This window comes from Micromonospora gifhornensis, assembly GCF_016863515.1.
GTDB lineage: Bacteria > Actinomycetota > Actinomycetes > Mycobacteriales > Micromonosporaceae > Micromonospora > Micromonospora gifhornensis.
The window spans coordinates 252388-265793 of the sequence record NZ_BOPA01000014.1 but is presented as its reverse complement, the minus strand read 5'-3'; the positions used below and the strand labels follow the sequence as shown (position 1 = coordinate 265793).

12 protein-coding genes are annotated in these 13406 nt (G+C 72.8%); 3 read left to right on the top strand and 9 right to left on the bottom strand.

Going from position 1 to position 13406, the window contains the following annotated elements; genetic code table 11:
* Window position 1: 1 nt before the first annotated feature.
* Both Vgi01_RS09405 and Vgi01_RS09400 read right to left on the bottom strand, forming a co-directional pair.
* Window positions 2-1447 carry a class I adenylate-forming enzyme family protein gene (locus Vgi01_RS09405; RefSeq protein ID WP_275409899.1) on the bottom strand — a complete coding sequence of 482 codons (1446 nt, stop codon included), beginning with the start codon at window positions 1445-1447 and terminating at the stop codon, window positions 2-4.
* Window positions 1448-1484: 37 nt separating this feature from the next.
* Window positions 1485-1742 (bottom strand): acyl carrier protein, encoded by a 258-nt coding sequence (locus tag Vgi01_RS09400; RefSeq protein WP_233196920.1) that lies wholly within the window; start codon window positions 1740-1742, stop codon window positions 1485-1487.
* A 349-nt stretch (window positions 1743-2091) separates the two neighbouring features.
* On the opposite strand from Vgi01_RS09400, the gene Vgi01_RS09395 reads away from it, so the two are divergent.
* Window positions 2092-3384, top strand: a complete 1293-nt coding sequence (locus tag Vgi01_RS09395) for a type III PLP-dependent enzyme (RefSeq protein ID WP_102659333.1) — start codon at window positions 2092-2094, stop codon at window positions 3382-3384.
* 73 nt (window positions 3385-3457) lie between these two features.
* Here the strand turns inward: Vgi01_RS09395 and Vgi01_RS09390 are convergent, their stop codons facing one another.
* From Vgi01_RS09390 to Vgi01_RS09360, 7 genes are all read right to left on the bottom strand, one after another.
* Entirely contained in the window at window positions 3458-4204 is a 747-nt protein-coding gene (locus Vgi01_RS09390) for a 4'-phosphopantetheinyl transferase family protein (RefSeq protein WP_204290729.1), read from the bottom strand.
* Window positions 4201-5397 (bottom strand): acyl-CoA dehydrogenase family protein, encoded by a 1197-nt coding sequence (locus tag Vgi01_RS09385; RefSeq protein ID WP_102659331.1) that lies wholly within the window; start codon window positions 5395-5397, stop codon window positions 4201-4203. Before Vgi01_RS09385 ends, Vgi01_RS09390 begins: the two co-directional genes overlap by 4 nt.
* A gap of 14 nt (window positions 5398-5411) precedes the next feature.
* Window positions 5412-6122 (bottom strand): acyl-CoA dehydrogenase family protein, encoded by a 711-nt coding sequence (locus Vgi01_RS09380; RefSeq protein ID WP_102659330.1) that lies wholly within the window; start codon window positions 6120-6122, stop codon window positions 5412-5414.
* Window positions 6119-6997 carry a hypothetical protein gene (locus Vgi01_RS09375; RefSeq protein WP_204290728.1) on the bottom strand — a complete coding sequence of 293 codons (879 nt, stop codon included), beginning with the start codon at window positions 6995-6997 and terminating at the stop codon, window positions 6119-6121. Before Vgi01_RS09375 ends, Vgi01_RS09380 begins: the two co-directional genes overlap by 4 nt.
* Window positions 6997-7287: an acyl carrier protein gene (locus Vgi01_RS09370; RefSeq protein WP_102659328.1), complete on the bottom strand. Its 291-nt coding sequence runs from the start codon at window positions 7285-7287 to the stop codon at window positions 6997-6999. Before Vgi01_RS09370 ends, Vgi01_RS09375 begins: the two co-directional genes overlap by 1 nt.
* Window positions 7288-7408: 121 nt before the next feature.
* Entirely contained in the window at window positions 7409-8794 is a 1386-nt protein-coding gene (locus Vgi01_RS09365) for a preATP grasp domain-containing protein (RefSeq protein ID WP_102659327.1), read from the bottom strand.
* 25 nt (window positions 8795-8819) lie between these two features.
* Window positions 8820-9755 carry a 3-oxoacyl-[acyl-carrier-protein] synthase III C-terminal domain-containing protein gene (locus tag Vgi01_RS09360; RefSeq protein WP_102659326.1) on the bottom strand — a complete coding sequence of 312 codons (936 nt, stop codon included), beginning with the start codon at window positions 9753-9755 and terminating at the stop codon, window positions 8820-8822.
* 233 nt (window positions 9756-9988) lie between these two features.
* Here Vgi01_RS09360 and Vgi01_RS09355 point away from each other — a divergent pair, with 233 nt between their 5' ends.
* A complete protein-coding gene (locus Vgi01_RS09355; protein WP_239088851.1) occupies window positions 9989-11395 on the top strand; it encodes an aldehyde dehydrogenase family protein in 1407 nt (468 codons plus the stop codon).
* A gap of 44 nt (window positions 11396-11439) precedes the next feature.
* A complete protein-coding gene (locus Vgi01_RS09350; protein ID WP_204290727.1) occupies window positions 11440-13359 on the top strand; it encodes a PhoX family protein in 1920 nt (639 codons plus the stop codon).
* Window positions 13360-13406: the final 47 nt, after the last annotated feature.

Below are 13406 nucleotides of genomic sequence, written 5' to 3'. Positions count from 1 at the left end.
CTCAAACCTCGCTTCCGATCGGTACGGCGGTCACGGCCGCGATGACGGCCTGCCGGTCGACCTTGCCCATCGCGGTCCGGGGCAGCCGGTCCAGCGGATGGAGTTCGTGCGGCACCTCGTACGGGGCCAGACCACGCGCCCGGCAGTGTTCGGCGAGGTCCGCCCGGTCGGTGCCGGGTCCGAGCACCACCGCCGCGTGCACCCGCTGCTCCCCGTCGGCGTCGGTCAGGCCGAAGACGAAGGCCTCCCGCACCTCGGGGTGCTCGCCGAGGATCCGCGCCACCCGCGTCGGGTTGACCTTGCGGCCGCCGACGTTGACGAAGGTGTCCTTGCGGCCGAGCAGGTGCAGCCGGCCGTCGGCGTCGAGGCGGGCCAGGTCACCGGTGTCGTAGAACCCGTCCGGTGTGCACACCGGACCGGACCCGCCGAGATAGCCGTGGAACAGCGTCGGCGTGTACACCGACAGCTGGCCGGCGCCGGTCGGGTCGTCCGGCTCCGCGCGGGTCAGCCGCAGCCGTACCCCGGGCACCGGTACGCCGACCGACGGGTCGGGCAGCTCGCCGTCGAGGTCCGGCTGGTAGCTGATCAGGCCGGTTTCGGTGCTGCCGTAGAACTGGCGCACCGGTACACCGAGCACCGCGCGCGCCCGGACGCCGAGGTCGGCGGAAAGTGGTCCGCCCGACGACACCGCGGCCCGCAGCCGGGCCGGCGTGGGGCGGCGGTGCATGACCGGGGTGAGCAGCCGGTACACCTGCGGGGTGCCGAACAGCACGGTCGCCTCGGCGGCGAGCATGTCGGCGAGCCGACCCGGCTGGAACCGCTGCGTGGTACGCAGTTCGGCGCCGGAGACGATCGCCGCGGTGAGCGCGCCGACCAGGCCGAACGAGTGCGCCAACGGCACCGCGGCGACGACCACGTCGGCCGGGGTCAGGTCGAGGATCTGGCGGTAGGTGTGCCCGCCCTGCCACACGTTGGCCAGCGAATGACGAACGATCTTGGGTTCGCCGGCCGAACCGGAGGTCAGCTGGAGCACCTCGCCGAGGCGGCGGGCCCGGGGTGCGCTGGCTTCGTCGGGCTGGGCCCGGCAGCGCTCGTAGCGCAGGAAGGCGATCCCCGCGGGCTGGGTGCCGGCGGCGCGGGCCGGGCCGACCACGGTCCGTACGCCCGGGTTGCGGCTGGGCGCGAGCAGGTCGGCCAGGTGGGAGCTGACCTCCTCGACCGGCAGTACGTCCACACCGGCGGCGGTCAGCCCGATCAGGGTCGCCGCGCTGGCCGGGGTGTTGTCCACGATCAGCAGCACCGGGGCGGCCGGCTCCAGCGTCGCGGCGAAGCCCCGCACGGCGGACGCGGCGTCGTGCAGCTGCGCCCAGGTGGCGAGGTGGCCGCCGGTCGCCGTCGCGGTCCGCAGGGCCGCCGCATCGGCGCGCTCGTCGCTGCGTCGGCGCAGCTCGGTCAGCAGCTCGCCCGGGGCCGCACCGGTGCCGTCAATGACGCTGCCCTCCGCCGACCGGCCCCGGCACTGTCGCGTGGGCGGCGCAGACCGCCGCCAACCCGGCCGGGGTCGCGTCCTCGAAGATGGTCTCCAACAGAGTGGATCGCAGCGCCTCGGCGGCCTCCGGCCCGGCCGGCCGGCAGACGTCGACGAGTCGTTGCAGCACGTCGACGGCTCGGACGGAGTCGCCGCCGCAGTCGAAGAAGTCCTCGTCGGGGGCGAGCGGGTCGCGCAGCAGCGCCTCGCCCATCAGCTCACCAATCGTGGCGCTGACATCGGGTTGTCCGTTGCGCATATCGTCCCCGATCAGTTCGTGGTGGTGGGTGCACTCGGCGCCGGTGGCCGGGTGGGCGCGCCCCGACGCCGTATGCGTGCCCGGCCTCCCCGGGCGCCGTGCCACCAAGGTTCGCCCGCGCCGGGCTAGGGCAGAAGACGCGACTGAGCGCGCCACTGCCCTGCGCGAACGGGTATGGCGCAGGGGCGTCGACCGGTGTTCCGGTAGCTGCCCGCCCTGACCGTCCGAGCGCCCGTTGGCGGCTTGTCCTGGGCGGTACAGCGCCAAGAATGGCCAGGGACGGCAGAACCCGGGAGGCGGTGGCATGGCAGACGATGTCGACGTGCAGGGAGTGCGGTACGAGGAACTCGCGGCGCGGTACGGCACCCCGCTGTATGTATACGACTCGGCGGTGCTGGATGCCCAGTTCAGCCAGCTGCGGGCGGCGCTGGATCCCCGACTAGACTTCTTCTTCTCCCTGAAGGCAAACCCCAATGTGGCGATCTGCGCCCGGCTCGCCGGCCTCGGCGCGCACGCCGAGGTCTCGTCCCTCACCGAACTGCTCACCGCCCGCCGGGCCGGGGTGCGCCCGGAGAACATCATCTTCCTCGGCCCGGGTAAGAGCGCCGAGGAGTTGCAGGCCTGCCTGGCCCAGCGGATCCACGCGATCGTCTGCGAGTCCCTCGGTGAGCTGCGGCTCATCGACAGCCTGGCCCGGGCGGCGGGCACGATCGCTCCGGTGGCGCTACGGGTCAATCCGAACTTCAGCGTCAAGGGTTCGGGCCTGACCATGGGCGGACGGCCACGGCAGTTCGGCATCGACGAGGACGAGCTGATGCGGCAGAACGGGCTGAGCAGCCGCTACCCCGGTGTCCGGCTGATGGGCGTACACGTCTACATGGGGACCCGCATCCTCGACCCAGGGGTGGTCGCGGACAACAGCCGGCGCATCTTCGAGCTGGCCGAGCGGCTCTCCGCGCGGCTCGACTTCCCGCTGGAACTGGTCGACGTCGGCGGCGGTCTGGGGGTCGCGTACTTCGACAACGAACAGGACCTCGACGTCGACACCCTCGCCGGTCTGCTCAACCCGGTGCTCGGCGAGTTCCGGGCCCGGCACCCCGGTACCCGGTTGGTGATGGAACTGGGGCGCTACCTGACCGCACCGAGCGGCATCTACGTGGTCCGGGTCCGCTACCTCAAGAGTTCGCTCGGTCAACGGTTCGCGGTCACCGACGGCGGCACCCACCACCACATGGCGGCGGTCGGCATCGGCTCCTACGTCAAGCGCAACTTCCCGATCCGGTTGCTGGGCACGGCCACCGGAGCGGCGGAGCCGTGGCAGGTGACCGGGCCGCTGTGTACGCCCAACGACACGCTCGGCAAGAACGTCATGCTTCCGCCGCTGCGTACCGGCGATCTGCTCGGTGTGCTCCGGTCCGGAGCGTACGGGCCGACCGCCTCACCAGTGCAGTTCCTCAGCCACGGCTACCCCGCGGAGGTCCTGGTCCACGATGGACGGCCCTACCTGGTGCGCGAGCGCGACCGCCCCGAGGACATGATGCGCCGCCAGCACCTGCCGGGCGCGCTGCGGGCCCGACCGGCCGTGCCGGTGCGCTGACGGCGGGGTCGGCCGGTGATCGGCCTCGCCAGCGGGCGGCCGGTCACGGCGGACATCGGCGGGTGACCTGGGGTCACCCGCCGAACGCGTCGTTGTTTGGCGACGCGAGCACCGCGCCGGTCGACACCCGGGCGAGGTCCACCGGGCGGCAGTGCCGGTACTCGATGTCGAACGGCTCGGTGCCGGCCAGCGCGACGCTGCCCCGGTAGCCGGGTGGCACCCGCAGGTCGCGTACCCGCCACGGGCCCGGGAGCCGTCCGCCGGGCTGCTGCACGAGCAGCCCGTCGGGGCCCGCCACCGGTAGGTCGAGCCCGTTCAACAGGCGGTCCCCAGCGGCCTTGACGCACGCCTCCTTGCGGGTCCAGAGCGTCAGGTGCAGCGCGGTCCGCTCGGCCGGTGCGGCCGTGGCGACCAACCGCGCCTCGGCCGGCGGAAAGTAGCGGCGGGCGAACGGCTCGACCAGTCGGCCGGGACGGGCCTGTTCGACGTCGACGCCGACGTCGCGTTCGGCGCTCACCGCCAGCAGCGCGCACCGTCCGGAGTGCGAAATGTTGAAGCGCGGCCCGTCGTCGTCAAGCAACGGCTTGCCCCATCGCCCGGTACGCAGCGGCACCCGCGCGGCCGGTTCTGTCCGGTAGGCGCCGAGGATGACCCGCAGCGACCCGTACACGGCCAGGAAGCGGCGCCGTAAGGCCCGGTCGGCGTAGCCGTCCCGGCGGGCCCGTTCGGCCGGGCTCAGCAGTTCATCGAAGACCCGGGCCTGCGACGCGGGCAGTTCCAGCCCGAGCCGCCAGACGTGTACCACGCCGGGTGCGGTCACCGGCCACCCGTCGTGGCGGCGGCGCCGGCGGACGGGTACCCGTCGAAGGCGCCACGGTCCAGTGCGGCCGCCACCGCCAGCCGTTGCACGTTGCCGGTGCCCTCCATGTACTCCAGCGCCCCGGCGTCCCGCGCGAACTTGTCCAGCAGCGGCTGGTCGAGTCGGGCGCCCGGCCCAAAGCTGCCCAGCGCCCACCTGGTCACACCGATGGCCAACCGGGTGGCCCGCAGCTTCGCGGCCGAGGCGAGGTGCCCGCTGCCGCTGTCGGCGTCGACCGCCACGGCCGCCCGGCGGGTCAGCCGGCGTACCCCCTCGATCTCCCCCGCGACCCGCGCCAGCACGTCGCGTTCGTCCGGGCGCAGCACGCGGCGGTGTTCGCGGACGTAGTCGCAGGCGGCCTGTGCCAGTCCCACGGCCATCGCCGCCACCGTGGGACGCAGCAGGTTGAACGTCCGCTGCCAGCCCCAACTGCCCCGGCGCATCGGTGAGAGGTGCCGCCCGAGCAACTGCTCGGCGGCGATCGGCACCGCGTCGAGGTGCAGCGCGCCGAGCTGGGCGCCACGCACCCCGAGGGTGGGCACGGCGGTGGCGGTGAAGCCGGCGGCGGTGGTGTCGACCAGCGCCGCGCCGAGGCCGAGGGGCCCATCGCCGGTGCGGTGGAACACCACTCCCATGGACGCGCGCAGGGCGTTGCTGATGTAGCGCTTGCGCCCGGTCAGGCGCCAACCGGAACCGTCGGTAGACTCGGTGGCACGGGTACGCAGACCGGCGGCGTCGGTGCCGCCGTCAGGCTCGGTGAGGGCGAAGAAGGTCCAGGTGGGTCGGGCCAGGAGCCGGCCGTAGAACCATTCCTGCTGGCTGCGGTCGCCGATGGCGGCGACGAGTACGCCGGACATCGACGCGCCGGGTAGCGCCAGCATCATGCCCAGGTCGCCGCGGGCGATCTCCTCGCAGAACACCACCCGCTCCAGCGCCGAGGTGAGCAGGAAGCGTTCACCCGCCAGGACCAGCGGCGCCGGGTTGAACGCGGCCGGGATCTGCAGGTGGGCCGCGTGGTGGAACGCGGGCGCGTCGAGCAGCCGCAGCACCACGTCGGGATCGCCGTCCAGGTCCAGGGCGTACGGGCGCAACTCGGCGGCCCAACCACGGGCGTGCCGGCGCAGCAGCCGCAGCCGGTCGTCGAGCTGGGGCACGGGTGGTCACCTCCTCACGTCGGCGGCCGCACGTCGTGGTGGGCCGGCAGGTACACGTCGGCGAGCAGGTGGGACAGGTACACGGCCCGTCCGGGGCCGTCCTGGGTGAACCCGGCGGCGCCGAGTACCGGCAGCAGCGCGTGGTCCGCGGCGGTCAGCTGGTGGTGCGCCTGCACCAGGTCGGCGACCGATTCGGCGGACGGGTCCGGGTCGGATTCGGCGGGCCGGTCCGCGTCGGTCAGCAGCGCCTGGACGGTGAGCTGGTCGGTGACCGCCTCGGCGAGGGCGGCCTGCACGAGCTGCTGGCGCAGCAGGGGACCGTCGGCGGCCCGCCGGCCGGCCAGGTGGGCGCGGATCCTGTCCAGCAGCCCCGCCGAGCTGCCCAGCCGCAGCCAAGCCAGGCCGAGCAGCCAGATCCGGTACGACGCCCACCCGGACCGGTCCGGGCCGGGCAGTCCGCGCAAGGCCGTCAGGTCGGCGTCGCGCACCGGCGCGGGCAGGGCGACGGTGGTGACACCGGCGAGCCCGCGCAGCGGTGTCCCGCCGGGCCACACCCGCTCGGCGGCGCGGCCGACCGGACCTGGTGCCAGTGCCTGACCGGTGGGTCCGGCGACCAGCGAACCCCCGGCGATCCGGTCGTAGAGGTCGGCGAGAGCGGCCTCGACACCGTACGACCGGGCCCGGTCGTACGGTCGGGTCCACTGGGCCACGGCATCGACAGTCATCCCTTTCCCCCGGCCGGGACGTCAAGCAGGCAGGTGGCGAGCCGCTCCTGGTCGGCGTCGTGGTCGGCGATCAGGACGCGCGCCCCGTCGACCTGCCACTGTGGCAGCCGGGCGGCCACCTCCTGCCAGACTCCGGTGACCGGTTGCCCGAGCGGCGCCGGCAGCACCAGGGTGTCGTCCGGCACCGTGGGCAGTCGCCCGGCCAGGCCCGCCCCCGTTACGAGTACCTGCGGTTTCTGTTCGGCCAGAGCCTCGGCGAGGGCCGCCTGCGGCGTCCGGGACACCGTCGGCGCACTGCTCGGCGGGTACAGCCGGCCGCCGTCGGCCACGGGGTCGAACGCCAGCACGACCACCGCGTCGCGCGCGACGCGCAGCCGCTGCGGCACCGGCAGGTCGTGCAGCAACACAGACTGATCGACCACGACGAGTAGCAGCCGGCCAGCACCGTCGCGGCGGGACCGGTTGGCCAGCACCTGTAGCGCCGTGAACGCGGTGACCAGGCCCTGGTCGAGTACGGCGAAGGCGAGCCCGGCGTCGGGCACCAGGTTGCTCAGGTGGCACATCGGGAAGCCCGGCTGCGAGTCGGGGGTGGCGGCGGCGAGGACGGCCAGGTCGAACCCGTCGGCGTACGGACGCAGCCGGGGCAGGACCGCGGTGAGCATGTCGGTGAAGGAGTTGCGTCGCCCCTCGAACGCGTCGGGCGGGCAGGTCGTGCCGTAGGAACGCATCAGGTCCGGGTAGTAGATGTGGTCGTCGTTGCCGAACGGCCCACCGGGACCGAACACCTGGTGCACCGCCCGGGCGAGGCCGAGTGGTGCGGCATGCCCCAGCGGGGTGCCGGTCTGCGACCGACGCCCCGGCGCGGTGACGTACATCAGGCGTTCTCCTCAACCTGGCCGGCGACGTAGGCGACGAGCGCGCCGACGGTCTCGAAGTCGGCCGGTTCCAGGGTGTCGGTGTCGAACTCGACGTCCAGCTCCGCCTCCAGTTGGATGAGCAGTTCCAGCACGCTGGTGGAGTCGAAGGAGAGGTCTTCGAAGAGCCGTAGCTGGGTGGAGATGCTCGCCGGGTCGCGGCTCAACATCTGCCCGAGGGCACCGACCACCACGTTAGTGATGTCACCGGCGACAGCCTGCGGAGCAGCACCGATGGTCGCGTCGCTCATGTCGTCTCCCTGTCTGGTCGCGGTCCCCGCCGAGCGGACGGGACCGGTGGGGTGGGCCGATGCGGGGCGCATCGGCCCGGGGTACGGCGGAGCTGATCGGCCGACGCCGATCGGCTGGTGGCTAGGATTGCGCGACGGTCGCGGAGCAGTTCCGCAACCGTTCGGTGACCTCCCGGTCGAGGGCGGCGACCTGCTGGGCGGAGTCGGCGGCCACCACGCCGTAGAGCCGACCGCCGAAGTCGGTACCCGCACCGCTGGCGGCGTTCACGGTGGCGAAATTGTTGATCACCAGGCCGGGCCGGTCCGGCCGGTCGGCGAGTACGCCGTCCAGCAGTGCCCGCAGCTCGCCGAAGGGCAGCGCTCTGGTCAGCCGCAGGGGGTACTGCCGGGCCAACGCGACCGTGTCCGGGCCGAACCAGGTCCGCCGCAGCCGCTCCTGGTAGGTGGACATGTTGTTGCGCGCGTTGATCTCGATCATCGGGTAGAGCCGGCCGTCGGTGGTGGTCAGGGCGTCCACCCCGACCACCCCGAAGTACCCGTCGGCGGCCAGGCGGCGGCCGATCGCCGCGGCGGCGGAACGTACCTGCCGGTGCTGCGGTTCCGTCAGGGGCGCCGGCATGCGATGCCCCTGGTGCACGCCGTCGCTGGTGATCGCCTCCTTGATCACGTCGAAGTGCACGTCACCGGCGCGGTCGACGGTCAGCTGGTAGTTGAGGTCGTGGCGCTTGGGCAGCCATTCCTCCATGACCAGGCCGACCCGGCCGGCGTCGCGGCGGGCCCGGCGGGCGATCAGCGCGTGCAGTTGCGCGAGTCGCCGGGTGTCGCGGACCACCATGATGCCCCGGCCGGAGACACCGAAGGCGTCCTTGAGGACGACCGGCCGTCCGGCGTCCAACCAGCTGCCGGCGCGTCGGATCGCACGGTCCAGCTCGTCGAGGTCGCGGCAGACCGTGCCCTCCGGCTGCGGCAGCCCCACCTCGTCGGCGAGCAACCGGCTATAGATCTTGCTGTTGACCCGCTTGCAGACGGCGGCCGTCGGTGCCGCCAGCGGCAGCCCGGCGAGTTCCGCCAGGCGTTCCTCGACCACCGACACGCCGTGCGGCCACAGGTGCGCACCGGTAGCGACCAACCCGCCGAGCGTGGCCACCAGCCGCGGATCGGCCACTGCGTCCTCGCTCACCGTGCGCTGCGGCTGCCCGGTGGCGACGGTCAGGATCCGGGGCAGCGCCAGTCCCAGGCCGCCGAGGTAGCGCAGGTACTCCTCGTCGGGCGCGGCCTTGAGCACGACGTGGTCGTCCGGGCCGGCGAGCAACAGCGCGCATTCGTCCATCCGGTTCACGATGACCCGGCTGGCGGGCATCACGATCCCGGGCAGGCCCGCTTCGCCCTTCGCCCAGTGGTCCTCGACCTCGAAGTTACCGAGCAGCACGAGGGGACGGTCGGCGGCGCCGGTCAGCGCGGTACGCAACAGCGCGAGGACATCACCGCTGAGTGTGTGCGTATGCACGTGTCGCTCTCCAGGCTCGGGGGGTTCAGTGGACGAGGACCATGGCGGAGACGGTGGCGCCGAGCCCCACCGACGTCATCAGGTACGGGTCGCCGGGCGCGAGCCGGCCCTGTTCGCAGGCCAGCTGGTAGGCGGCGAAGGAGTCCGCGGCGAAGCAGTGCCCGGTGCTCGGGAGGTTGTCCAGAACCAGCCGCTCGGCGCTGCGGATGTTCAGCAGCCGGAGCACCCGCAGCCAGGACAGCCGGTTGACGTTGTGCGGCAGGATCGTCCCGATCTGGTCGAGGTCCAGACCGGACTCCTCGACCGCGGCCCGCACCACCTCGGCGACCATGACCGGGTAGTCGTCCCGGAAGGCCGCCGCGTCCGGCTCCGACATCCACGGTCCGGCGGAAAACCGGCCGTAGGTGCCGGCCGCGTAGGAGAGCACCCGGTCCCGCCGGCCGTGCGCGCTGACCAGCACCGCCGAACAGCCCTCCCCCATCACGCCGGTGCCGGAGATGACCTGGGCGGAGGCGGTGAAGGCCTTCTCTCCGGTGAGCACCAGCGCCAGTGCCGCGGGGTCGGGGTCGTCGGCCAGCAGCGTGCCGGCGAGGTCGACGGCGAGCAGGCCGGACGCGCAGGCATGCTGGCTGACGGTGAACGTGGTGGCGTGGGCCAGGCCCAGCCGGCGGGCGGCCTCCCGTACCGGGTTGACCGGGTACGGCGCCACCACCGGCATGGTCCGGGCGTGCAGTACGTAGCGGACCAGGTGCTCCCGGCCGGCCAGCTCGGCCATCCCGGCGCCCCCGCCGACCAGCAGGTCGGCCAGGCTGCCCTGCGGGTCGAGTCGCACCTCGCGGAAGCCGTAGAACCGCTCGTGCATCCGGATCTGCGCCGCCGAGAACCCGTAGTCGGCCAGGCAGTCGCCCACCGGCACCCGATTCGGTGGCAGGTACGTGTGCACTGCCTCGATGGACGTCACCTGGCCCCCTTCCGCCGATGCCGGCCCGTTCGAGGTAGCGGCGGCGCCGGGCCGGGACCGCCGTACGCCACTGACCCTCCCGCGCACCGGGTGCACCGGAAAGCCGCCGACGGGCGCTCCAAACCCCTAGCCGGACGAGCATGCCCGCAAGCGGGGTTCCTGGGCGCGGTGATCGACGCGAAGACTGGCCTGGTCCGCCGACCGGGCCGGCCAGGCCAGTGGGGAGAGTGTCCGTGATCATTCCGATGACCATCGCGGGACGTTCGGCGCACTCCCCCGATCGGATGCCGGTGGAGAACCCAGCCACCACCGAGCTTTTCACCGAGGCGCCACGGTGCACGGCCACACAGCTCGACGACGCGGTCCTGGGTGCCACCGCCGCCTTTGGCCACTGGTCCCGTACCGACGCCGACTCGCGGCGGGCGGCGCTGCTGGCCTGCGGCGCGGCGTTGGCGCGGGCGGGCGACGAGGTGGCCGAGCTGCTCACCGCCGAACAGGGCAAGCCGTTACGGCAGGCCCGGGCGGAGGTCACGCTCGCCGCCGACTGGTTCGGCCACACCGCCGAGCTGTCGTTACCCCGGCAGGAGCTGGTCGCCGAGGAGACCGTCGAGGCCACGATGGACCGGACGCCGGTGGGACCAGTCGCGGCGATCGCCCCCAGCAACTATCCGATCATCCTGGCCGTCACCAAGATCGCACCGGCGCTGTTGGCCGGCAACACGGTGGTACTCAAACCGTCACCGGTCACCCCGCTGTCCAGCCTGCGGATGGGACAGTTGCTGGCCGAGGCGCTGCCGCCGGGCGTACTGAACACGATCAGCGGAGACGGTGCCCTCGGACCGGCGTTGGTGGAGCACCCGGCGATCCGGATGATCTCCTTCACCGGTTCGGTCCGCTCCGGGCGGGCCATCGCGCGCCGCGCCGCCGACTCATTCAAGCGGGTGGTCCTGGAGCTGGGCGGGAACGACCCGTGCATCGTGCTGCCCGGCACTCGGATCGACCGGGTCGCCGGGGAAATCTTTCGGCGCGCCACCGTCAACAGTGGTCAGTTCTGCGCAGCGATCAAGCGGGTGTACGTGTCGGCCGGGCAGGCGGCCGAGCTGACCGAGGCGCTGCACGCCGAGGCGAAGGCGGCGGTGGTCGGCGACGGTCGTGATCCGCGCACCGACCTCGGTCCGCTGGTCAGCCAGGCCCAGCTCGCGCACGTACACCGGTTGGTGGAGTCGGCGGCGGGAGCCGGCGCCCGGGTGGTGACCGGCGGCGGGGCACTGCCCCGTGCCGGACACTTCTATCCGCCGACCGTGGTGAGCGACCTGCCCCCGGGCACCGACCTGGAGCAGGACGAGCAGTTCGGGCCGGTGGTGCCGGTCATCGGCTACCACGACCTCGACGAGGCGTTGGCCCGGGCCAACGGCACCCGTTTCGCCCTGGGTGGTTCGGTCTGGGGCGAGCCGGCCGTGGCCCGGGCCCTGGCCGCCCGCCTCGAGTGCGGCACCGCCTGGGTCAACACCCACGGTGACCTGCGCCACGACGTCCCCTTCGGCGGTCTCCGGGAATCCGGCAGCGGCGTGGAGTACGGCCTCTGGGGGCTGTTGGAGTACACCAACATCAAGATCACCCATGCCGTGCGACGGCCCTGAACAGCGGGAACCCGCCGCCGGCCCATCCCTCCTGGAGGTCAACCTTGTCCAGCGCAGTCACCTCGTCAGATCCCCAGCCGTATCCGGAGTCGGACGACATCAGCTCCAACCCGTCCAGTAACCGGCTCTTCCAGGACGTGGTCGCCACCCGGCTGTCCCGCCGTACCGCGCTGACCGGCGGCGTCGTGGCGGCCGCCGGCTTCCTGGGCGCGGGCGTAGCCGGCCCCGGTACGGCGGCCGCCGCCGGGGCGCGGCACCGCCGACGGCTGCTGAACTTCCCGGCGGTCCCGATCAGCTCCGCGGACACCCTCACCGTCGCCGACGGATACACCGCGGAGGTCCTCATCCCCTGGGGCACCCCGATCCGGGCGAACGGGCCGGCCTGGCGCCGAGACGCCTCGAACTCCGCGGCCGACCAGGCCAGGCAGATCGGCATGGGCCACGACGGCATGCAGTACTTCCCGTTGGGCCCCGACCGTGGCCTGCTGGTCCTCAACCACGAGTACGCCGACCAGGTGCTGCTCTTCCCCGACGGCGACGCGGTCATGACCCCGGAGAAGGTGGCCAAGTCGCTGGCGGCGCACGGCGTCAGCGTGGTGGAGATCGCGCTGCGCCGGGGACGGTGGCAACTGGTGGACTCCCGGTACAACCGGCGGATCACCACGGACACCCCGGTACGTTTCTCCGGCCCGCTCTCGGGCAATCACCCCGCCTTGCAGACCGGGGCCGAGCCGCGCGGCACGCTGAACAACTGCTCGTGCGGCGCCACCCCGTGGGGCACCTACCTGACCTGCGAGGAGAACTTCAACGAGTACTTCGCCACCGAGGACCCGACCTGGGAGCCCACGCCGGAGCAGGCCCGGTACGGCGTGACCCGGTGGGGCTACGGGTACCGGTGGCACCACGGGAATCCGCGCTTCGACCTCGCGGCGACCCCCAACGAGCCGAACCGATTTGGCTGGGTGGTAGAGATCGACCCGCGCGACCCGAACAGCAAGCCGGTGAAGCGCACCGCGCTGGGACGGATCAAGCACGAGACAGCCACGGTGACGGAGTCCCGGGGCCGGGTGGTGGTCTACACCGGCGACGACCAGGTCGGCGAGTACATCTACAAGTTCGTCAGCTCCGGCCGGTGGCGGACCATGCGGGCGACCGGCCGGCACCCGCTGGACCACGGCACCCTCTACGTGGCCCGCTTCGACGACGACGGCACCGGTCGCTGGTTGCCGCTCAAGCACGGCACCGGCCCGCTGACCACGGCCAACGGCTGGCGCGACCAGGCCGACGTGCTGCTGCGAACCCGGCAGGCCGCCGACGCGGTCGGTGCCACGCCAATGGACCGGCCGGAGTGGATCGCGGTACACCCGAACACCAACGACGTGTACGTCACGCTGAGCAACGGCACCGGGTTCCCGAACGCGGCCAATCCCCGGCGGCCCAACCCGTTCGGTCACATCGTCCGGTGGCGGGAGCGGCACGCGGACGCCACCGCCACCTCCTTCGAGTGGGACATCTTCCTCCTGGCGGGCGATCCCGAATTCGACCCGAGCGTGCCGCTCGACGCGACGAGCAAGTTCGGCTCGCCGGACGGCCTGGCCATCGACCGCGACGGACGGATGTGGATCCAGAGCGACATCTCCAACTCGTCGCTGAGCAATCCCCAGACGTACTACGTCTACCTGGGCAACAACGCGCTGTTGGCGGCCGACCCGGTCACCGGCGAGGTCCGCCGCTTCGCGGTCGGTCCGCGCGGCTGCGAGCTGTCCGGCATCGCCTTCACCCCGGACCACCGGACCATGTTCATCAATGTGCAGCACCCGGGTGAGGCGGTGCCCACCCTGGAACGGCCCTCGCCGGCGAACCCCCAGTCGGTGAGCAGCTGGCCCGACCGTGACCCGAAGGGGCGTCCCCGCTCGGCGACCGTGGCGATCCGGCGCCGCGACGGCGGCGTGATCGGCCGCTGATCCCGCACACCGCAGCGGGCCGGGGGACACCACTCCCGCGGCCCGCT